Origin of the sequence: Pseudalkalibacillus salsuginis, assembly GCF_021646685.1 — a bacterium.
GTDB classification, from domain to species: Bacteria; Bacillota; Bacilli; order Bacillales; family Fictibacillaceae; genus Pseudalkalibacillus; species Pseudalkalibacillus salsuginis.
In genome coordinates this window covers 24,320-46,858 of record NZ_JAKJHW010000013.1, presented here as the reverse complement: position 1 = coordinate 46,858, position 22,539 = coordinate 24,320, and the positions used below count along the sequence as shown (strand labels likewise).

Sequence of the window (22,539 nt, the reverse complement as noted above, 5' to 3'; positions counted from 1 at the left end):
TTCAAGCTACCTACGTGACTAAGTGGGTCCATTCCCGCGGAAAGGGAGTGAATTTTGCATAAATAAATAATGAACTTTAATAAAATCTTAAAAGAAGATTGACCAAAACCATCTGAATGGACACTTTGTCTGACTATTTTTCACCTATCTTTTGAAGGCAGGTAAATACTAGCAGATCAAGTGTTTGAGGGAATGGACGGTCATTCTTCTTTTTTTATGCTCGATTTCTTCTTTAGAACGATTTTTCTTTGTAATAGATTTGTAACCGTAATGACAACCATTTGACTTAGCAATTCCTATAATAAATGTGATAAACTAGGAAAGTGTTTCAGAGACTAGGGATTCTGAATCAGAAACTACAGTTTTAGTAGGTGTATGGAACTATGTTATTTGATACGCACGCTCATCTGAATGCTGTACAGTTCGATGAGGATCGAGAAGAAGTGATACAACGTGCTCTTGATGAAGGGGTTTCACACATCGTCGTCGTCGGTTTTGACCGAGAAACGATCAAAGGAGCCCTTGATCTAGCAGAAGGATACGATTTCATCTATGCGGCAGTCGGTTGGCATCCTGTAGATGCTATCGATATGGCAGAACAGGATTTGAAGTGGATTGAAGAATTGGCTTCACATCCGAAAGTGGTCGCTCTTGGTGAAATGGGTCTCGATTATCATTGGGATAAGTCACCGAAAGACATCCAGATGGAAGTCTTCAGGAAACAAATCCGGCTTGCGAAAAAAGTGGACCTTCCTATCGTTATTCATAACCGGGAAGCGACAGAGGATGTCGTCAGGATTTTAGAAGAGGAAAATGCAGAAGAAGTCGGCGGTATTATGCATTGCTACAGTGGCAGTCTCGAAATTGCAAAAAAATGTATGGATATGAATTTTTACATATCATTTGGTGGGCCAGTCACATTCAAGAATGCTAAAAAACCTAAAGAGGTAGCAGCCGAAATACCAATGGACCGCATTCTGATCGAAACAGATTGTCCGTTTTTAAGTCCGCATCCATTAAGAGGTAAGCGTAATGAATCCTCTTATGTCAAATATATCGCAGCACAAATCGCTGAGTTAAAAGGAATGTCAGTAGAAGAAATCGCGGAAAAAACTTCCGACAACGCATTTCGCTTATTCGGCATCAATCGCTGAAGAGTTATGTCGAAGTTTAAGAATATACAAACGAGAACGCGAAATTCTACAAAATTCAGTGTCAACTGAATAAAAAATGTCGAGCAGTTTTTCTTTCTTTTTGGAATTTACACTTGCATAATGGGGACCAAGTGCGAAAGGAGGGGATGTTTGACAGAGGGGCAACAGGTGTTGAAAACAATACGTAAAGGAGGGGTCGGAACATGACTCACCTGAAAACTGTTTTGACCAGAAAGTTTACGGGAAAGTGGCTTCTGGTATCAATTGCAGGACTTCTTGTATTGGGGACAGCCGTCAGTGTCGGAGCATATGAAATGACCAAAAAGACGGTGACTCTCTCAATCGACGGGAAGGATCAGACGGTGCAAACTCATGCCGATACCGTTAAGGGGTTACTGAAAGAAAATGATATAGCGGTCGGTTCACATGACAAAGTCGAACCTGGGTTGGATTCGAAAATCAAAGACCAGATGAAGATCTCTTGGACCGAAGCACTCCAGGTAAAGGTGAACGTGGATGGAAAAGAGGAAAAGGTCTGGACGACAGCAGATACGGTTAAAGAACTGTTAGAATCAGAAAATATAGAAGTCGGGGAACATGATAAACTTACACCTGACATGAATGCGAACATTTCAGACGGATTGGCTGTCAACCTTGAAAAAGCGTTCCAGGTAAAACTGAATGACGGTGGAAAGAAAAAAGATGTTTGGACCACTTCGATTACCGTCGCTGACCTTTTAAAACATAATAAGATCGAATTAAATGAAATGGATCGAGTAGAACCTGGTAAAGATGCCCTTGTCAAGAAGGGTGAACAGGTTAATATCACACGAATAGAAAAGGTCACCGATGTAGTGGAAGAATCCATAGACTTCGCAGTCGTCAAACGCAAGGATAACAACCTTGCAAAAGGTAAAGAAAAAGTTGTTTCTGACGGGAAAAAAGGGAAAGTCAAGAAACATTACGAAGTGATTATGGAAAATGGAAAAGAAGTTTCTAGAGATCTTGTGAAAACGGAAAATGTTTCTGATAGTAAAGATAAAATCGTAGCAGTGGGTACGAAAGTACAAACTCAAACGGTATCCCGTAGTAAATCATCAGAGCCTTCAGGCCGTGAGTTTTATGTTTCAAGCACTGCATACACAGCGAATTGTTCTGGGTGCTCGGGAATTACGGCTACTGGATACAACCTGAAGGCAAACCCTAATGCTAAAGTCATTGCGGTTGACCCAAGCGTCATACCTCTCGGCAGTAAGGTATGGGTTGAAGGGTACGGTTATGCAACGGCTCTAGATACAGGCGGTGCAATCAATGGTAATAAGATCGACGTCTTTTTCAGTAGTAAGTCGGCAGCTTACAGCTGGGGTAGGAAGACAGTCCGTGTTAAAGTAGTCGATTGATAGGAACAGGAGTTGACTCAATTTATCCTTGAGTCGGCTCCTTTTTCTGTTTGGTCTTTTTAGGAGCAATACCCGTTCACCCAAATTTATAATCTTTATCTATCTGTTTCAGATAGGGTATACTGATAAAATAATTGCTTTTACTTAATAGACGCTTATGTTACAAAAAGGTTTCAATTTTTTCGGAGGTTTTTCATGAAAATTAAAGAAATTATCGTAGTTGAAGGGAAAAGCGATACAATTGCGATAAAACGGGCAGTCCATGCAGATACAATCGAAACGAATGGCTCTGAAATCAGTGCTTCTACAATAGATAAAATAAGGCTTGCTCAAGAGCGAAGAGGTGTTATCGTCTTTACAGATCCGGATTTTCCTGGGGAGCGGATCAGGCGGATCATTCGTGATGAAGTACCCGGTTGCAAACACGCTTTTCTCCCAAAAAAAGAAGCGATTGCCTTGAATAAAAGCGGTGTGGGAATCGAACATGCCTCGGATGAGTCGATAAGATCAGCCTTGAGGGATGCGTACGAAGACCATTTTAATGAAGGTGTTGAATGGATCTCCTGGCAGGACCTTATCGATGCCGGTTTAATTGGGGGAAATCATGCACGTGCAAGGCGTGAGAAGCTTGGTGCTTATTTGAAGCTAGGATATAGTAATGGGAAACAGCTGCATAAAAGGTTGAAAATGTTTCAAATCAGCCAGGAAGAGTTCAGGCAGGCGATGCAGAAGGTCCTTGAGGAGGAACAGTCATGAGAAAGGATATCGCAACACCTCAGTATACGAAGTCGATACTGGATAAACATAAGTTCACTTTTAAAAAGAGTCTCGGTCAAAACTTCTTGATCGATCGAAATATACTGGATAAAATCGTTGCCACAGCCGGTGTAGGGGCAGATACAGGTGTTATTGAGATAGGACCTGGAATCGGTTCTTTAACGGAACAGCTTGCTAAAAAGGCAAGAAAAGTGGCGGCGTTTGAAATCGATCAGCGTCTTATTCCGATTTTGAAGGATACACTTTCTGATTACCCGCATGTAAAAATCATTCACCAAGATGTACTTGAAGCTGACCTTCAGGAAGTTATCGCTCAAGAGTTCAGTGGAATTGAGGATTTGATGGTTGTTGCCAACCTTCCTTATTATGTGACGACACCGATTATCCTTAAATTATTGACGGAACGCTTGCCGATCAGAGGTATCGTTGTAATGATCCAGAAGGAAGTAGCAGACCGGATGGCTGCACAGCCTGGAACGAAAGATTATGGATCTTTATCAATTGCTGTACAATACTATGCAGTGGCGAAATCAGAGGTGAAGGTGCCAAAAACTGTCTTTGTACCTCAGCCGAACGTCGATTCTTCTGTCATATCCCTGACATTAAGAGAACAACCGTCCGTTCATGTAGAAGATGAAGGTTTCTTTTTTGAGGTGGTACGCTCAAGTTTCGCACAGAGACGAAAAACATTGCTGAATAACTTACAACATAATTTGTTTACAAAAGAACAGAAGTCTTTGATTGTAGAAGCATTGAATGATACCGGGATTGATGGGAAACGCAGGGGGGAAACGTTATCCATAGGAGAGTTTGCAAGGCTGTCCAATGCTTTACTTCAACTTAAGAATGGGTAACCTTTCAACTAGGTCTGACATATACCAGAATGTCAGATCTTTTTTATGTGGTGTCAACCACCAGGGTCACTTCAGTTCCTCCTGCGGTGGTCGGCACATTGATTTAGGTCGAAGTGTACCCACGCAGAACCGAACTTTGTTTGGTTCGAGCCTCCTCGTCGGACTTCCAGTGACCTTCGCGGCTGCCCGGAGTATTCTTTATCATTTTTCTTTATCGATGAACATAAGGTAGAAAGGTAATGTAATTATCCGAATATAGGGGATTGTTATTTCTTCTGTGCAACCATGGCTCAGCCAAAGTAATTAGGCAGTTGCCGGTTGCATTGTTCTTTAAAAGATATAACCAGTACCACAATGTAAGTTCGGATTCCATTTTATCACTTTCGCCCGAGGGGGAAATTGTATGTCTATTCAAGTAGGGGATATCGTAGGAAGACGCTCCTATCAATGTGACCTTTTGTTTCGTGTTGTCACTATATCGGAAGATCAATCGATAGTAGAGCTGGCAGGGGAAGATATGAGGTTGATTGCTGATGCCCCTATGGACGATCTTGTAGTCATGAATCGTGATGAGCAGCAAAAAATCAAAAGAAAGATCATAGAAAAGGAAAAATCATCGTTCCGTTTATTCAGACAGGATTATCAGTTGCTGCGCCATAAAATGGAGTATTCCGCTACAGGAGGCTATGACAAGAATAACTCGTACTTCAAGCTTCCTGGAAAAGTGCTGCATGTTGACGGGGATCCATATTATTTGAACAAATGTCTGGAATTGTATAAAAAATTGAACGTACCCGTATACGGCATCCATATGAAGGAAACGGAGATGCCTGAAAAAGTTCCTTCCCTCCTTAAGGAAGTTGGCCCGGATATTTTGGTCATTACTGGACATGATGCTTACTCAAGTGCTAAAGGTGATAAAAATGATTTGCAGGCCTATCGGCATTCTAAATATTTTGTAAGAACAGTGAAAGATGCAAGGAAGAAGAACCCTAATCTTGATCAATTGATGATCTTTGCGGGAGCATGCCAATCTCATTTCGAGTCCCTTATAAGAGCTGGGGCTAATTTCGCCAGTTCGCCTTCCCGTGTGAACATCCATGCACTTGATCCGGTATATATCGTTTCGAAAGTGAGTTTTACTTCCTTTATAGACAGAATCAATGTATGGGAAGTTCTACGCAATACAATATCAGGGGATGAAGGCTTAGGGGGAGTTGAAACGACAGGCTTTCTACGAACAGGTATGCCGATCAAAAGTCATGGGAACAGTACGAGCCCGTCTACTTCAGCAGAGGTATAAGGACAGTTTTTTTATTTAACTGCTTTATTTAAAGCATTTTTCGATAAAATCATGAAAGCTGTTCACTTTTTCTCCGTTCCAGATTTTTGTACAAGTCCACATAATGTATAAAATTTAAGGTAAACTAGAAAAAAATGATACATTACCATTGACAAGGACAAAGGAGGATTGCTATAATTTTAGATTTATTTTGACAAAAAGCATCAAATGATGATATAATTTGTCTAAGTGAGGTGTAGTAGAATGGGTAAAACAATTCCTGATATAAAACGCGTGTTAGAAGGGCAAGTAGGTAAACGACTTACATTGAAAGCTAATGGTGGAAGGCGTAAAACCATCGAACGAAGCGGCACCTTGGAAGAAACGTATCCTGCAGTCTTCATCGTAAAACTTGACCAGGATACAAATGCATTTGAAAGAGTATCATACAGCTATGCTGATGTATTGACTGAAACCGTTGAACTCACTTTTGATGAGGATGCAGCGAGTGGAATGATGGTAAGTGGGCAGTAGGCATCCATGTCTAACTGCTTTTTCACTTTTTTAGGACTAGAAGAACACAGAAAATATTGCAATTAAGGATACATAAGGAAATTATAAATCCTTACCAGCGGCCTAATACTAATCATACGTAGTAGTGATTAAGTATTTGAAAGGGGCTGCTAACACTATGGGCAGAAGACGCGGCATGATGTCAGAGCAATTGAAAGAAGAAATTGCAAAAGAGTTAGGCTTCTATGATACCGTGCAAAAAGAAGGCTGGGGAGCAATCCGATCACGAGACGCTGGAAACATGGTAAGACGCGCAATTGAAAAAGCGCAGGAACAAATGACGAAATAACTACTACGTTCAGGGGCGGACTCTACAATGGGCCGTCCCGTTTTTATTGTTTTCAATATTGACATTTGCAAGAGAAGCAATGAGAATACATAATTGAATCAGGGTATTGTCCGTTTTGGAAAAGTAGGTGAAAGATATGAAGATATCAGTCAAAGCTCCGGCTAAAATCAATTTATCCCTGGATGTTCTACATAAAAGGGAAGACGGTTATCACGAGGTAGAGATGGTCATGACGACAATCGACCTTGCTGACCGAATCGAGCTGACTACAATGGAGCGTAATGTGATCATAATCGACTCAACAGGCGGTTATGTTCCTTCAGATGAGCGTAACTTGGCATACCAGGCTGCTGATTTGGTCAAAAAGAATTTCAAGCGTAAGGAAGGCGTACGAATTCATATTGATAAACAGATCCCTGTATCGGCCGGATTAGCAGGCGGAAGCAGCGATGCAGCCGCTACATTGAAAGGACTGAATCAACTATGGGATTTGGGCCTTTCAATAGAAGAGCTGGCTACTCTTGGAGCTGAAATCGGCTCAGATGTATCATTCTGTGTGTATGGTGGCACAGCACTGGCAAAAGGACGGGGTGAAATCATCCGTCAGATCCCTTCACCACCTCCTTGCTGGGTCGTATTGGCTAAGCCTTCGATCGGTGTATCGACGGCAGACGTATACCGTATGCTGAAGTTAGCTGATGTTCAACATCCTGACACGGCAGCAATGCTTAATGCCATTGAGGAGAAGGATTACAATAAGATTTGTGCTTCGCTATGGAATGTGTTGGAATCGGTGACATTGCAGCAATACCAGGAAGTCAGGCATATCAAAGAACAGATGCAGCGTCTTGGTGCAGAAGGTGTATTGATGAGCGGCAGTGGCCCTACCGTTTTCAGTTTAACGATGTACGAAAGCAGAGCCCAGAGAATTTATAACGGACTTCGGGGCTTCTGTAATGAAGTCTACATGGTGCGGATGTTAGGCGAATCAGAATAGCAGGTTGAAAAAACACGTACAAAAGTGGTATATTAACCTTAAAATATTCGGTTTTGGAGGAATCAAGCATGAAATTAAAGCGTAGCGGAAGGCTTGTGGACTTGACGAGATATCTCCTCCAGCATCCACATCAACTTGTATCCCTTTCATTTTTCAGTGAGCGATACGGGGCAGCAAAGTCTTCGATCAGTGAAGACTTGTTGATTATAAAAGAGAATTTTGAAGAACAAGGTGTAGGTTGGCTTGTCACAGTTCCCGGTGCTGCAGGAGGCGTCCGGTACATCCCTCGAGTATCCGAAAAGGAAGCACAGGAAGTCATCAAGGAACTAAAGGAATTATTAAGTTCTTCAGAAAGGGTGCTGCCTGGCGGATATCTCTACATGACGGACATCATCGGCAATCCTTCGATCATTGATAAGGTTGGGAGAATGTTTGCTTCTATCTTTTCAGGCCGAAAAATTGATGTCGTGATGACTGTCGCCACAAAAGGGATTCCATTAGCTTATGCAGTAGCATCATATCTGAATGTCCCAGTGGTGATCGTGCGCAGCAACAGCAGGGTTACAGAAGGTTCAACCATGAGTATTAATTATGTCTCTGGCTCGACAAAACGGATCCAGACAATGGCATTAGCAAAAAGAAGCCTGCAATCTGGATCAAATGTTCTGATTGTTGATGATTTCATGAAGGCAGGAGGGACAATCAAGGGGATGATGGATCTCCTGCAAGAGTTCGAAGCGAATATGGTCGGGATTGGCGTACTTGTCGAGTCGGAAGAAGTCCAAGAAAGGCTTGTCGATGATTACATTTCCATCGCAAGGCTTTCAAATGTTGATGCAAGAGAGAAAAAAATTCAAGTTCAAGCAGGTAATTATCTAGATCGGATGGAGGATGATCAATCGTGAAATACGTCCACACAACTAACGCACCTGAGGCAATAGGCCCTTATTCCCAAGGTGTAATCATTAACAACATGTTCTATAGCTCGGGGCAGATCGGATTGACTCCAGATGGGGATTTATCTGGAGATGATGTTGCCACTCAAACACATCAAGTATTTGCAAACTTGAAAGCTGTTTTAGAAGAAGCCGAGGCTTCATTGGATACAGTCATCAAAACAACAGTATTCCTTAAGAGCATGGACGATTTTCCCCAAGTCAACGAAATCTACGGAAGCTATTTTGTCGAACACAAACCTGCCCGTTCTTGTGTTGAAGTCTCAAAGCTTCCAAAGGATGTAAAAATCGAAGTTGAAGTGATTGCACTTGTAAAATAATCTCACATGGACATGCAGCAGTCTTATGCCGCATGTCTTTTGTATTTATTTAGCTTTTGGCTTTGATTCATTTCTAATGTAGATTTGTAATGGTTTAAACGAAATTCACGACACTCCTGCGGGAAAAGTGAGCCAGGCGAGATCTCTAAATGATCTGTGTGACTAAATTGGCCGCTTCCGCTTTTCTTGATGTCTAGCTCAGCGACCATTCACTTGGATCACTTCGGACTTCCTGCAGCGGCTACAGCCTCCTCGTCAGTCTTCCAGTGACCTGTGTGACTTACCAGGCCGCTTCCGCTTTTCTTTTGTGAAGTTCGCAGAAAACTATTGAAGTATTAACAGGGCCATTCTATTAAAACCATTACGAATTCAATCCTCTTTAAAATTATTTAATTTTTCAATTATTTTTTATATTTGGAGAAGGAAAATGTTACTAGTGTGTTGAAAGTAATAGTACGCTGGTATTTATTAAAAAGGTGGTGTGTTTTTACAAAATGGAAGTAACAGATGTAAGACTTCGACGAGTTAACACAGATGGACGTATGAAAGCCATTGCTTCAATCACCATCGATCATGAATTCGTTGTTCATGATATCCGGGTGATTGATGGAAATAATGGGATGTTTGTTGCCATGCCTAGTAAACGGACTCCAGATGGAGAATTCCGTGACATTGCACATCCGATCACCTCAAACACCCGTGAAAAGATTCAAACTGCTGTGTTAACAGAATACCATCGTGTAGGGGAATTGGAGTCCGCTTTAGAAGAAGCAGGTGCATCCTAATCTACGCATCTAAGAACCTGATCAACCGATTAGGTTCTTTTATTTAAGGATAAGAAAGTATAAAGGGATGAATGTTTTTAGGTTGTAGGTATCCATTGGCAAAGCATACTGTGATGGAAAATGGGATGGTACATATTTCACAGAATGTTTCAATATAGCGACAAAAGCCTCGTTTCCTTGAATATGACAGCATTATGAGATATATTCATAATGGAATTACAGGATAACGAGCATTGGAGGATATTTATGACGAAACGTTATGCGGTTGTTTTAGCAGCTGGACAAGGTACCCGGATGAAATCTCGTTTATATAAAGTACTGCACCCTGTTGCTGGAAAACCAATGGTCCAGCACGTCGTCGATCAAATCAAGAAAGTTGGCGTGGAAAAGATTGTGACTGTAATTGGTCATGGGGCTGAAAAAGTAAAATCCCAGCTTGGGGAGGAAGTAGAATACGCTCTTCAAGAGGAGCAGCTTGGAACGGGCCATGCAGTCATACAAACAGAACAACAACTTGGAGGATTGGAAGGAACGACCCTCGTGGTGTGCGGCGATACACCTTTGATCTCTTCTGAAACGATGGAAGCACTCCTTGAGCACCATGAAAAAGAAAACGCAAAAGTGACGCTGCTTACTGCTCATGCAGACGATCCTGCCGGTTATGGCAGAGTGATCCGAAATGAGGACGGAACGGTAGCGAAAGTCGTTGAACATAAAGATGCCTCTGTGGATGAATTGGCAGTCCAAGAAATCAACACAGGCACATATTGCTTTGACAATCATACGTTGTTCGAAGCACTTAAACAGGTGAATAACGATAATGTCCAAGGTGAATATTACTTGCCTGATGTCATAGAAATAGCAAAAAACAAATCTGAAATAGTTGCTGCTTACCAAACACCTTCCTTCGATGAAACAATCGGTGTCAATGATCGTGTCGCTCTATCAGAAGCAGAAAGGCTGATGAAGATACGGATCAACACGAAACATATGAGAAATGGTGTAACAATGGTCGACCCTCAACAAACATACATCAGCGCTGATGTCACGATTGGCAGGGATTCCGTCATTTTACCTGGTACCGTCTTAACTGGGAGCACGTCAGTCGGAGAGGATTGCGAAATTGGTCCGAACAGTGAAATTAAAGACAGCCATATAGGAAACAATGCAGTCATCAAGCAATCCGTCGTCCACGATAGTAAAGTTGGGGACAACGTTGCTATTGGACCTTATGCCCACATCAGACCGCAATCTACACTAGGAAACGATATCAAAGTCGGTAATTTTGTAGAAATCAAAAAATCCAAGATGGATGATGGAAGCAAAGCGTCCCATTTAAGTTATATCGGGGATGCGGAAATAGGTAAAAATGTAAATCTTGGCTGCGGATCGATCACTGTTAATTATGATGGCAAGAATAAACATCTCACAAAGGTTGAAGATGGGGCATTCATCGGATGCAATTCCAATCTGATCGCGCCGGTCATTGTTGGTGAAAATGCCTATGTTGCTGCAGGTTCGACCATTACGGATAACGTACCCGGAGAGGCCTTGTCCATTGCTCGAGCTCGCCAAATGAACAAAGAAGGATACGTTTCCAAAATACAAGAAAAGCTAAACAACCACAGGGGGTAATTGATCAATGTCTAAGTACGAGAATTCGAAATTGAAGGTATTTACCTTGAATTCAAATGAAGACCTAGCAGAAGAAATAACAGAACATATTGGTGTGCATATGGGGAAATGTTCTGTTCAACGGTTCAGTGATGGGGAAATCCAAATCAATATCGAAGAAAGCATCCGTGGCAGTGAAGTATACGTGATTCAATCCACCTCTTCACCAGTCAACGAAAACTTGATGGAACTTCTAATCATGATTGATGCGTTGAAGAGAGCATCAGCTAAAACGATCAACGTCGTAATCCCTTATTATGGATATGCCCGACAAGATCGAAAAGCGCGTTCAAGAGAACCGATTACAGCTAAGCTTGTCGCAAACCTATTGGAAACAGCTGGTGCAGCACGTGTCATTACGATGGATCTGCACGCACCGCAAATCCAAGGCTTCTTCGACATTCCGGTTGACCAATTGCTAGGTGTTCCAATTCTAGGAAATTATTTCGAAAGCAAAAGTCTTGATGACATTGTCGTTGTATCCCCTGATCATGGTGGTGTAACTAGAGCCCGTAAATTAGCTGATCGTTTGAAAGCACCAATCGCGATCATTGATAAGCGAAGACCGCGCCCTAACGTTTCCGAAGTCATGAATATCGTCGGTAACATCGATGGTAAGACAGCGATTTTGATCGATGATATAATCGATACAGCAGGTACAATCACATTAGCTGCCAACGCCTTAATTGAAAACGGTGCCACTGATGTCTATGCTTGTTGTACACATCCAGTTTTATCAGGCCCTGCTATTGAACGGATCCAGAATTCGAAAATCAAAGAACTTGTCGTGACCAACACGATCGCGTTACCAGAAGAAAAGTTCATTGATAAGCTGACTCAGCTTTCTGTAGCTCCACTTCTCGGAGAAGCGATCATCCGAGTCCATGAACAGCAATCTGTCAGTAAACTCTTTGATTGATTTTCAGAATTCACCAACATGATGTTTGAACCTGACTGATTTCGGGTATAGTTTTAAAATAGTAACTGATACAGGAAGGTGATCGTTATGGCTATTGATTTAGATGCAACAGTAAGAGATGATTTTACTCGTTCTAATACTAGAAAACTACGTGAAGAAGGGCATGTTCCGGCCGTTTTCTACGGTAAGGGGGACAGTAAGCCGATCTATCTCGACCGTATCAATTTCATAAAATCCATCCGTGAAGGCGGGATTAACACTGTCATCAACTTGAAAATCGGCAAGGACAAGCATTCTGCGATGGTTCAGGATATACAAATGGATCATTTGAAAGATCTGATCCTTCATATTGATTTCAGAGAAATCAACTTGAATAAGGAAACAGATGCGGATGTCCCTGTACATCTTACTGGGGAAGCAGCAGGCGTGAAAGAAGGCGGCGTGGTCCAGCATTTCTTACATGAGATTACGGTTAGGGCATTACCTGCCGAAATTCCGAGTGAAATAGAAGTGAATATCGGGGAGCTGAACATCAGTGATTCATTTACTGTCGCCGACCTCAAAGAAAATTCATCTTATCAAATCATGACTGACCCAGAAGAAGTCGTCGTTTCAATTGCACCGCCGACAGAAGAGCCAGAGGAAGAAGTTGAAGATGAAGAAGATCAAGAGCCAGAACTCGTCGGTGAAAAAGGAGCTTCTGAAGGCGATGATAACGAAGAGGCACCTAAATAGGAAACAAAAGAGTAATTTGACATACTTTTTCATGAGAGGCGTAGCCGCTTTGGTTGCGCCTTTTTCTACGTATATGTACGATATGGAAAAGAACACTTAAAAAGATTAAACCATATCTTCTTTAATAAAGGTGTTTAAATCTTGTGGTTTTCACAGAAATCAACGATGAAGATTAACAGAGACTATATAAAATAAGAATTTATATATGAGGAGTTCATATCATGTTGAACAGATTTCTGCGGAGGTTTAAAAAGGAAGGATATGAAGAAATGAAGGTTATTGCCGGTCTAGGTAATCCGGGGGATAAATATGAAAGTACACGACATAATGTGGGATTCAAAGTCATCGATCATCTTTCGAAACACCTTTCAATCCCATTGAACAAACAAAAATTCAACGGGCTATTTGGCATAGGCGAAGTCAATGGGCATAAAATATGTTTATTAAAACCCTTGACGTATATGAACCGGTCCGGTGACGCCATCATCCCGCTGATGAAATATTATAAAGTAGAGATTGATGATCTGCTTGTCATTTACGATGATTTGGACCTAATTCCTGGAAAGCTGCGTTTACGTGAAAAGGGAAGTGCAGGGGGGCATAATGGAATGAAATCGATCATTCAACATCTTGGCAGTCAGGAATTCAAACGCATACGCATTGGGATCGGCCGCCCTGAATCTGGAGAAGCGGTACCGGATTATGTGCTTAAAACCTTCCGCCCAGATCAACAAGCTCCAATCAAGGAGGCATTACAACGATCTGCTGATGCATGCGAAAGTTGGATAGACACCCCGTTTACGCAAGTAATGAACCGATATAATGGATGAATAGAAACCTGCCTCTGCGACCATAATGATAGTAAATGAGTCACCAAGGAGGTATAGGATGGCTATCTATTATTCATGCAAGCACTGTGGTGTACATATCGGGAAATTAGATGTAGCTTCAGTAGATTCAACCAGTCTCGGTTTTGACCAACTTTCTGATCAAGAACGTGTAGAATATATATCATATGGTGATCAGGGAGATGTTCGCGTAAAATCAATTTGTGAGGATTGTTATGAAATGCTAAGGAGAAACCCAGATTTACACGCATTGGATACATTTATACAGTAAACAGCTTTGGTTTTAAGACCAAGGCATTTTCTGTTTCCATCGTTTTTTTAGATGAATGTGCTGAGAGAATTGGTAATAAACAATCAGCAATAATCAAGATAGATAAGTTTAGGGATTCCTGACGGGAAGGAGATAATGGCATGCGAGGTTTACTTAATTATTTTTGTGATAACGATGATTTCCATTCCCTTGCCACAGGACTATCGGAAGGCCTTCGTGAACAACTTGTTTCAGGGCTTTCCGGTTCGGCAAGAACGTTGTTGATGGCTTGTCTTTATCGGTCAGAGGAACGATCACAACTCGTCGTTACACATAATCTTTTTCAGGCACAGAAACTTTATGAGGACTTGACCGCTTTGATCGGGGAAGACTTTGTCCATCTATATCCAGTCAATGAATTGACCTCTGCAGAAATCGCGATTGCAAGTCCAGAGTTGAAATCCCAGCGGATCGATGTCCTCAATCACTTAAGTGAGGATGCTAAGGGAATAATCATCACACCAATCGCCGGACTTCGAAGAATGATTCCACCCCCCCATGTATGGCGTGAGAGCCATGTAAACTTTAGAAGGGGTACGGATATCGATCTGGATGAAGTGAAAAACCTGTTGATTGCAATGGGATATGAGCGGGCTGAAATGATCACCTCACCTGGGGAATTCAGTATCCGCGGTGGAATTATGGATGTCTTTCCGCTAACCGAAACGAATCCGATTCGAATTGAACTTTTCGATACGGAAGTGGATTCCATCCGTTATTTCGATGTTGAAACACAACGTTCTGAACAACAGTTGAAGGAGATCAGAGTCGGTCCAGCAGAAGAGATCGTCTTGTTTCCGGAACACTTTGAAAAGGCTGTTTCAAATATTGAACTCAGTCTCTCCAGATCTTTGCGAAAGATCAAAGACAAAGGTGTAAAAGAGAAGCTTGCAGAACATATCGGATATGAGATTGAGCAGCTTAAACAAAAACAAACTTTTCAAGGGATGTATAAGTACATTTCCTATTACTATGTTCAGCCTGCTAGTTTACTAGATTATTTACCTGACAGTGCAATGGTCATCATGGATGAAATCAGCCGCATACAAGAGACATCTTCCCACCTCGAGAAGGAAGAAGCAGAGTGGCAAACGACATTGTTGAACCAGGGGGAGATCCTGACAGGGATGACGTTGTCTCATCAATATGATGAAATCGCTAATAAGCCTGGAATCAAGTTTTTATATTTATCCTTGTTCTTAAGACATGTCCCACATACTAATCCGCAGAACATCATCAATATGAGTTGTAAAGCGATGCAGAATTTCCATGGGCAGATGAATGTTTTGCAGTCCGAGCTGCAAAGATGGCGCAAAAGCAAGGATGCCGTCGTCTTTCTTGCAGCAAACAAAGAGCGTGCAAAACGTCTGGAACGTGTAATGGAAGATTATAAAATCGATGCTTCTCTAGTTGAAGCAGAAACACCATTGACACCCGGAAAGAACCATATCATGATCGGTGATCTGAACGGTGGGTTTGAGCTACCACTACGAAAGCTCGTTGTGTTGACAGAGGAAGAGATTTTCACTAAGAAAGCTTCCCGGAAACCTCGCAGGACACAAAAAATGTCCAATGCGGAAAGGATCAAGAGCTACTCCGAATTGAAAGTCGGGGATTATGTAGTGCACATCAACCATGGAATCGGGAAGTACCTGGGTATTGAAACGCTTGAAATCAACGGGGTGCACAAGGATTACTTGCATTTAAGATATGCCGGAGATGATAAGCTTTACGTCCCAGTAGAACAAATCGATCAAGTTCAAAAATATGTAGGATCCGAAGCTAAGGACCCTAAAGTCTACAAGCTCGGAGGCAGCGAGTGGAAAAAGGTAAAAAGCAAGGTGCAATCGTCCGTCCAGGATATTGCTGATGACTTGATCAAATTGTATGCAGAGCGTGAAGCGACGAAAGGATACGCTTTCTCGAAGGATGGGGCCTTACAACAGGAGTTTGAAAGTGTGTTCACGTATCAGGAAACAGAGGATCAGCTTCGGGCGATCAACGAAATAAAAGAAGATATGGAAAAAGAAAGACCGATGGACCGGTTGCTTTGTGGGGATGTCGGTTATGGGAAAACAGAGGTAGCAATCCGGGCAGCCTTTAAAGCGATCAATGATGGCAAGCAAGTTGCCTTCCTAGTCCCGACGACGATTTTAGCGCAACAGCACTTTGAAACTTTGCAGGAGCGTTTTGCTGAATTTCCGGTGACAATAAAATCGTTAAGTCGTTTCCGTACCCGTAAAGAACAGACCGAAACGACAAAAGGGTTGAAACAGGGCACAGTGGACATCGTCATAGGTACCCACCGGCTGCTTTCGAAGGACATCCAGTTTAAAGAGCTCGGTCTCCTCATCATTGATGAAGAACAGCGGTTCGGTGTTACGCATAAGGAAAAAATCAAACAAATGAAAACAACGGTCGATGTACTGACTTTGACAGCGACTCCGATTCCGAGGACCCTGCACATGTCGATGCTTGGAGTCCGGGACTTATCTGTCATCGAAACGCCACCTGAGAATCGATTCCCTGTCCAAACCTATGTAGTCGAATATAGCGGGAGTATGATTCGGGAAGCAATTGAACGGGAACTCTCAAGGGGTGGGCAAGTATACTTTTTATACAATAAGGTTGAAACCATTCAGAAAATGACAGAACAGATCTCCCAGCTTGTACCTGATGCCCGAGTCGCCTACGCCCATGGACAGATGCGCGAGAATGAACTTGAAACAGTAATGATCGACTTTTTGGATGGAAATTATGATGTTCTTGTGAGTACAACGATCATTGAAACGGGTGTCGATATTCCGAATGTAAACACACTTATCGTTCATGATGCAGATAAAATGGGGCTGTCACAGCTGTACCAGCTTAGAGGGCGCGTAGGACGATCCAATCGTGTCGCCTATTCTTATTTCATGTATCAACGTGATAAGGTACTGACCGAGATAGCCGAAAAACGCCTGCAAGCGATCAAAGAATTTACTGAACTTGGCTCGGGGTTCAAGATCGCCATGCGGGACCTTTCAATCCGTGGAGCAGGCAATCTGTTAGGTGCCCAGCAGCATGGGTTCATCGATTCGGTCGGATTCGATCTGTATTCCCAGATGTTGAAGGATGCGATAGAAGAACGAAAAGGCGAAAAACCGAAAAAGAAAGAAATTAACCTGGAGTTCGACTTGAACGTGGATGCATACATTCCAGCTTCCTATATAAATGATGAAAAGCAGAAGATTGATATATACAAACGATTCAAAGGTTTGGAAAGCTTTGATGATGTCATCGATCTGAATGATGAAATGATGGACCGGTTTGGAGAATACCCTGAACAAGTGGCCAATTTGCTAGCTGTAGCTCGGATCAAACTATATGCTGAGCAAGAAAAAATTGAAAAGATCGAGCAAAATAAAACGAATGAAGTCCATATCCTGATTTCAAAAGAAATGACCCAACAGCTTGATGGCAGTAAACTATTCGATATCGTCAATAAAATAGGCCGACATGTGAATTTAGGAATGGTACAAGATCAAATCAAAGTGATCATCAATCACAAAAGGCTTTCGGATGATCAATTGTTAGGGGTCATCGAAGAAGTGCTGCAGCAATTTCCAAAAGCAAATAAAGAAACCGTTCAAGCTTAATAAAAAGATGCTCATTTTTATCCAATTCGTGAGATGAGTGCTTTTCTGAATTTCTTAGGAGAATTTTGCTTATTCTGTGAATAGATTAGGACAACGTACGGATACTAAAGGCAAATGAATGGTATTTTTACTCATTAATACCATGATTGCAATTGTATCTCCATTATTTTGCAACGTTAGGAAAGTGAGGGCAACAAGAATGAAAGCCACAGGTATCGTACGTCGTATCGACGATCTGGGTCGGGTCGTCATTCCTAAAGAAATCAGAAGAACCCTGCGAATTCGCGAGGGAGATCCTTTAGAGATTTTTGTTGATCGAGAAGGGGAAGTCATCCTGAAGAAATATTCACCAATCAGCGAGCTTGGTGATTTTGCTCAGGAGTATGCTGAATCCTTGTACGAAAATACTCAGCATATTGCATTGATTGCAGATCGTGATACATTCATCGCCGTAGCTGGTGGTGGGAAAAAGGATTACTTGAATAAGAATATCGGAAAAGTGATTGAATCGTCGATGAATGACAGGAAATCTGTCTTATCGAGCCAGGCGACCTCTGTAGAAGTTGTTGACGGCAATAGTGAGACAGTTTCTCATATCATCGCACCCATAGTAGCAAACGGAGATCCGATCGGAGCAGTCGTATTACTTTCTAAAACGGACAAGCAGGTCGGAGAAATCGAACAGAAGGTAGCGGAAACCGCTGCTGGGTTCTTAGCCAAACAAATGGAACAATGAGAGGAAGAAGCAGTTGACCTGCTTCTTTTTCATTTGGCTTTGTGAAATATCGAGCTGTACGTTGAATTTCTGATTTGGGTTCCGTATAACGATAATCCGCCAATATTGGTCTGCTCGAATCAAACTGATACGGAGGGTCGTCAGATGCAGTAGATTTCGTGCTATAATGGCAGGGATGTGTACTTGTCCAGTTCAAACGTGCTTGGGTCTAAAGGGATATCATCAGGACGTTTGCGGAATTTAAGGATGTGTGAACGAGTGAATCATATTGATGTCCAGAAAACATTTTGGAAAGGGACCCTTGTCATTTCAGGGGCTGCATTATTTGTGAAGGTGTTAAGTGCCTTTTACCGGATCCCTTATCAGAATATTGCAGGGGATCTTGGACTTTATGTGTTTCAGCAAGTATATCCTTTCTATGCGATTGCTTTCGCCTTAAGCATGTACGGTTTTCCGCTCATGCTTTCGAAAATGGTTTCGGAAGGTGAAAACAATCAATTGAAAAATACATTGACGACCATCCTGATCGGATTGAGCAGTTTTTTCATACTGGTCTTTTTTCTATTACATCGCTTTTCGCCAATGATCGCAGAGGCCATGAATGATCCATTACTTGTCCAACCGTTACAAATGGCGTCGTATTCCTTTTTATTCGTTCCGTTTCTATCCGTAGCAAGGGGGTACTTCCAGGGTAAGGAGAACATGGGCCCGACAGCCATTTCCCAAATAGCTGAACAATTCGTTCGAGTAGCAGCGATATTGATTTTAACGGTCTGGCTTGTTTCTGCTGGGGCTGATCAGTACTTGGTCGGTACTGCAGCCGTTTTCGGCGGGTTGACTGGAAGTCTGATGTCCGTAATCGTATTGATCCTCTTTCTTCGAAAACAAAGGGTCCGGCTTGAAGCTCCTGGTAGACTACCTCTTCGTATAACTATGAAAATGATGGGTTCATTGCTGAAGGGCGGCATTGCCATATGCATCACCGCTGTCATGCTTGCCTTGTTCCAGTTGATTGATGCTTTGCAAGTCGTGCCAGGATTACAAGCGGGCGGCATGGAAGTTCTAGATGCAAAGGTGAACAAGGGTATTTTCGACCGTGGCCAGCCCTTGCTGCAGTTAGGTACAGTCATTGCGACTGCAATGGCACTTCCATTGATTCCTTTCATTGCTAAATCGAAACGGGACGAAGATCATGAACGCATTCATACATTTACAGGCTTATCATTGAAATTCAGCTTCATTATCGGAGGCGCGGCTGCTGTAGGACTGGCTGTGATTATCGTCCCTACGAACCTTTTTTTATATGAGGATGGTAATGGATCCGCCGCTCTCGGGATTTTGGGTGCGGCTATCCTCTTCGGTTCACTCGCGATCACGTCATCGGCGATCCTGCAAGGACTTGGTAAGATCGGTTATCCTGTCCTATTCATTTTATCAGCTATGGTTTTAAAAGCCGTTTTGAACATATTCCTGCTGCCGATGTTCGGTATTTCTGGTGCAGCGGTGACGACGGTGATCAGCACCGCTTTTGTAGCCTTTTGTAATTTGATCGTTGTCCACCGTATGACAAATGTTTTTCATGTTCAGCGATTTTACAGTGGGAAGGTCCTTTTATCATTAATTTTAATGGCCATCTCGACGTTCCTTTGGAAGGAGCTATGGTTCTTTTTCCAACCAGAGGGAAGCAGGGTGGCTGCCGGTTTTGCAGCTGTTTCGAGTTCATTATTAGGAGCTCTTGTGTATATGGTTTCCCTTGTTTATTTGAATGTGTGGAAATACGAAGAAATCATCATGCTTCCTAAAGGAAAGCATCTAGTGAAATGGCTTTACAAAGAAAGGAGCAATGAAAATGGCTAATACGATTACAGTAGTCGGATTGGGTGCAGGGGACCTTGGCCAGATTCCGTACGGCGTATATAAATTGCTGAAAGAAACCGATCATGTATTTCTTCGTACGAAGGAACATCCTGTTGTTGAAGAACTAAAGAAAGAGGGGTTGGAATTCCAGAGTTTCGATCACCTTTATGAACAGGAAGAGCAATTCGAAAATGTATATGAAGAAATCGTACATCATTTGTGGAGGGAATCAGAATACCGGGATCTTATATACGCCGTGCCTGGTCACCCTCTGGTTGCTGAACATACGGTGCAGCTTCTTTTAGAGGGAGAGAAAGACAGGGATACCTCGATTGAATTGCGAGGCGGGCAAAGCTTTCTTGACGCTATGTTCCAAGCGCTGAGGATAGATCCGATCGAGGGTTTCCAACTCCTTGATGGAACAGTGCTGACAGCAGAACAGCCTAATATCCAGCAGCATGTCATCATCGCCCAGATATATGATTCAATGATCGCATCAGATGTGAAATTGTCGTTGATGGAGCGTTATCCTGATGACCAACCAGTACATATTGTTACGGCAGCTGGATCTGAAGGTGAATCGATCGTATCAGTCCCGCTTTTCGAAATGGATCGCCATGTGGAAGTGAATAATTTGACTGCTGTTTATGTAGAGCCTGTCAGGGATTCAACTCTGCTAAGCAGGGAATTCTCCCAATTACGCAACGTCATCCGAACATTGAGAGGTCCAAACGGTTGCCCATGGGATAAAAAGCAAACTCATGAAAGCTTACGTAAATATTTGCTCGAAGAAGCCTATGAAGTGATCGAAGCCATCGACAACATGGATGATGAACACTTGACGGAAGAACTCGGGGATGTTTTGCTTCAGGTGATGCTCCATGCACAGATCGGTGAAGACAACGGTTATTTTTCAATCGATGACGTCGTAAAATCATTGACGGATAAAATGGTCCGACGCCACCCTCATGTCTTTGGTGATGAGTCACTCGATACGGCGGAGGAAGTGAAACAGACATGGGATGAAATCAAAAAAGCAGAAAAAGCAGAGGATCCTCAACAAAATGTTGAATCAATCCTAGATGGATTAGACCTCTTCCCAGCCTTGATCCGAGCACAAAAATTACAGGAAAAAGCTGCAAAAGTAGGATTCGATTGGGATGACATCGAACCGATTCTCCAAAAAATCAATGAAGAACTGGCTGAGTTTGAAGAAGCAGCGAAATCTGCCAACCAAAATGACATGGAAGATGAGCTTGGAGATTGTTTATTTGCACTCGTCAATTTATCCCGGTATTATGGGATTGACCCTGAGTTGGCTCTTTCGCGTACAAATCGCAAGTTTTACAACCGATTCCGCTATATTGAAGAAGAGCTGAAAAAGAATGACGTCTCTTTTGAGCATGCTTCCCTAGAGGAAATGGACTTTTTTTGGGAACAAGCAAAAAAAATGTCTAAAAAGAAGGATTCTCATTAGTTTTAGAGAATTTTATTTCTGTGGAATGGACAGAGATGGCACAATCCGTGCGAATTTGTCTATCAACCCAAGGAAACGAATAATAATAGGAGGTACATAAAATGAATAAAAATGATCTAGTCAACAATATTGCTGAAAAAGAAGGCTTGACTAAAAAAGATGTTGAAGCTGTAGTGAACAGCCTACTAACAGAAATTACAGATGCACTAAAGGAAGGCGACAAGGTACAGTTCGTCGGTTTTGGCACTTTCGAAACGAGAGAACGCTCAAGCCGCACAGGACGCAACCCTCAAACCGGTGAAACAATCGATATTCCAGCATCAACAGTTCCTGCATTCCGTGCTGGGAACAAATTGAAAGAAGCAGTAAAATAAATGCGTCTCGACAAGTTCTTGAAGGTTTCTCGCCTGATCAAACGGCGTACTGTCGCCAAAGAGATTTCTGATCAAGGAAGAATCCTCATTAACGGGAATGCCGGGAAGGCGTCCTCAACCGTCCAGCCTGGAGATGAACTTCAGATCCGTTTTGGACAGAAAATCGTTACAGTAAAAATAGAAGACTTAAAAGAGACAACAAAAAAAGAAGATGCTGCATCCATGTATACAGTCGTCAATGAAAAGCGCGTGGACGAAGCTTAATCACCGCCGGAACAGCATTTCTGACCGTAATTTATTACGAGGGGTTCATATAAGAAAGATCGATCACACCAATTGTGAGGGAGACCGGATCTCATTTCAAGGCCAGCAAGTTTTTGAAATGGGTAAGCACCGGGAAACCGAACATACGTGGTCGATCTTTTTTTAAAGGATAAGAAAGTATAAAAATTTTGGGTACGCTGAAGAAATGTCCAGCTCCACCGCCCAACCCTTGGATCACTTCAGTCTCCTGCGGCGGTCGACACACTGATTCAGGTCGAAGTGTTGCCAACGCAGAACCGAACTTTGTTTGGTTCGAGCCT

22 protein-coding genes are annotated in these 22,539 nt (G+C 42.4%); all 22 read left to right on the top strand.

Annotated elements, in window-relative coordinates:
- Nucleotides 1-383: 383 nt before the first annotated feature.
- Nucleotides 384-1,154 carry a TatD family hydrolase gene (locus L1611_RS19720; protein ID WP_236315383.1) on the top strand — a complete coding sequence of 257 codons (771 nt, stop codon included), beginning with the start codon at nt 384-386 and terminating at the stop codon, nt 1,152-1,154.
- A 212-nt stretch (nt 1,155-1,366) separates the two neighbouring features.
- Nucleotides 1,367-2,554, top strand: a complete 1,188-nt coding sequence (locus tag L1611_RS19715) for a resuscitation-promoting factor (RefSeq protein ID WP_407681756.1) — start codon at nt 1,367-1,369, stop codon at nt 2,552-2,554.
- A 195-nt stretch (nt 2,555-2,749) separates the two neighbouring features.
- Entirely contained in the window at nt 2,750-3,310 is a 561-nt protein-coding gene (gene rnmV, locus L1611_RS19710) for a ribonuclease M5 (RefSeq protein WP_236315381.1), read from the top strand.
- Entirely contained in the window at nt 3,307-4,185 is an 879-nt protein-coding gene (rsmA, locus tag L1611_RS19705) for a 16S rRNA (adenine(1518)-N(6)/adenine(1519)-N(6))-dimethyltransferase RsmA (RefSeq protein ID WP_236315380.1), read from the top strand. Before rnmV ends, rsmA begins: the two co-directional genes overlap by 4 nt.
- A 403-nt stretch (nt 4,186-4,588) precedes the next feature.
- Nucleotides 4,589-5,488 (top strand): sporulation peptidase YabG, encoded by a 900-nt coding sequence (gene yabG, locus L1611_RS19700; RefSeq protein ID WP_236315379.1) that lies wholly within the window; start codon nt 4,589-4,591, stop codon nt 5,486-5,488.
- A gap of 243 nt (nt 5,489-5,731) precedes the next feature.
- The gene (gene veg / locus L1611_RS19695; RefSeq protein ID WP_236315378.1) at nt 5,732-6,001 is read left to right on the top strand and encodes a biofilm formation stimulator Veg; all 270 of its coding nucleotides are present in this window, start codon (nt 5,732-5,734) and stop codon (nt 5,999-6,001) included.
- A 157-nt stretch (nt 6,002-6,158) separates the two neighbouring features.
- The gene (locus tag L1611_RS19690) at nt 6,159-6,329 is read left to right on the top strand and encodes a small, acid-soluble spore protein, alpha/beta type (protein WP_225066957.1); all 171 of its coding nucleotides are present in this window, start codon (nt 6,159-6,161) and stop codon (nt 6,327-6,329) included.
- Nucleotides 6,330-6,465: 136 nt separating this feature from the next.
- Entirely contained in the window at nt 6,466-7,326 is an 861-nt protein-coding gene (gene ispE, locus L1611_RS19685; RefSeq protein ID WP_236315377.1) for a 4-(cytidine 5'-diphospho)-2-C-methyl-D-erythritol kinase, read from the top strand.
- A gap of 68 nt (nt 7,327-7,394) precedes the next feature.
- A complete protein-coding gene (gene purR, locus L1611_RS19680; protein WP_236315376.1) occupies nt 7,395-8,231 on the top strand; it encodes a pur operon repressor in 837 nt (278 codons plus the stop codon).
- Nucleotides 8,228-8,602, top strand: a complete 375-nt coding sequence (locus L1611_RS19675; RefSeq protein ID WP_236315375.1) for a RidA family protein — start codon at nt 8,228-8,230, stop codon at nt 8,600-8,602. Before purR ends, L1611_RS19675 begins: the two co-directional genes overlap by 4 nt.
- A 494-nt stretch (nt 8,603-9,096) precedes the next feature.
- The gene (gene spoVG / locus L1611_RS19670) at nt 9,097-9,387 is read left to right on the top strand and encodes a septation regulator SpoVG (RefSeq protein WP_221569249.1); all 291 of its coding nucleotides are present in this window, start codon (nt 9,097-9,099) and stop codon (nt 9,385-9,387) included.
- Between the two features lie 246 nt (nt 9,388-9,633).
- Nucleotides 9,634-11,022 (top strand): bifunctional UDP-N-acetylglucosamine diphosphorylase/glucosamine-1-phosphate N-acetyltransferase GlmU, encoded by a 1,389-nt coding sequence (gene glmU / locus L1611_RS19665; RefSeq protein ID WP_236315374.1) that lies wholly within the window; start codon nt 9,634-9,636, stop codon nt 11,020-11,022.
- Nucleotides 11,023-11,029: 7 nt separating this feature from the next.
- Nucleotides 11,030-11,980 (top strand): ribose-phosphate diphosphokinase, encoded by a 951-nt coding sequence (locus L1611_RS19660; RefSeq protein ID WP_236315373.1) that lies wholly within the window; start codon nt 11,030-11,032, stop codon nt 11,978-11,980.
- 87 nt (nt 11,981-12,067) lie between these two features.
- Nucleotides 12,068-12,715: a 50S ribosomal protein L25/general stress protein Ctc gene (locus L1611_RS19655; protein ID WP_236315372.1), complete on the top strand. Its 648-nt coding sequence runs from the start codon at nt 12,068-12,070 to the stop codon at nt 12,713-12,715.
- A 221-nt stretch (nt 12,716-12,936) separates the two neighbouring features.
- The gene (gene pth, locus L1611_RS19650; RefSeq protein WP_322972588.1) at nt 12,937-13,545 is read left to right on the top strand and encodes an aminoacyl-tRNA hydrolase; all 609 of its coding nucleotides are present in this window, start codon (nt 12,937-12,939) and stop codon (nt 13,543-13,545) included.
- Nucleotides 13,546-13,603: 58 nt separating this feature from the next.
- Nucleotides 13,604-13,834 (top strand): anti-sigma-F factor Fin, encoded by a 231-nt coding sequence (fin, locus tag L1611_RS19645; RefSeq protein WP_236315371.1) that lies wholly within the window; start codon nt 13,604-13,606, stop codon nt 13,832-13,834.
- A gap of 140 nt (nt 13,835-13,974) precedes the next feature.
- Complete coding sequence (mfd, locus tag L1611_RS19640) at nt 13,975-17,511, top strand: transcription-repair coupling factor (protein WP_236315370.1); 3,537 nt, start codon at nt 13,975-13,977, stop codon at nt 17,509-17,511.
- A 199-nt stretch (nt 17,512-17,710) separates the two neighbouring features.
- The gene (spoVT, locus tag L1611_RS19635; protein WP_236315369.1) at nt 17,711-18,247 is read left to right on the top strand and encodes a stage V sporulation protein T; all 537 of its coding nucleotides are present in this window, start codon (nt 17,711-17,713) and stop codon (nt 18,245-18,247) included.
- A gap of 258 nt (nt 18,248-18,505) precedes the next feature.
- Entirely contained in the window at nt 18,506-20,104 is a 1,599-nt protein-coding gene (locus L1611_RS19630) for a putative polysaccharide biosynthesis protein (RefSeq protein WP_236315368.1), read from the top strand.
- Nucleotides 20,097-21,581, top strand: coding sequence for a bifunctional methyltransferase/pyrophosphohydrolase YabN (gene yabN / locus L1611_RS19625; protein ID WP_236315367.1), 1,485 nt, complete (start codon nt 20,097-20,099; stop codon nt 21,579-21,581). The genes L1611_RS19630 and yabN overlap by 8 nt, the downstream gene beginning before the upstream one ends.
- A gap of 101 nt (nt 21,582-21,682) precedes the next feature.
- Nucleotides 21,683-21,955 carry an HU family DNA-binding protein gene (locus L1611_RS19620; RefSeq protein ID WP_236315366.1) on the top strand — a complete coding sequence of 91 codons (273 nt, stop codon included), beginning with the start codon at nt 21,683-21,685 and terminating at the stop codon, nt 21,953-21,955.
- Nucleotides 21,956-22,219 (top strand): RNA-binding S4 domain-containing protein, encoded by a 264-nt coding sequence (locus L1611_RS19615; RefSeq protein WP_236315365.1) that lies wholly within the window; start codon nt 21,956-21,958, stop codon nt 22,217-22,219.
- The last annotated feature ends 320 nt before the right edge of the window (nt 22,220-22,539 follow it).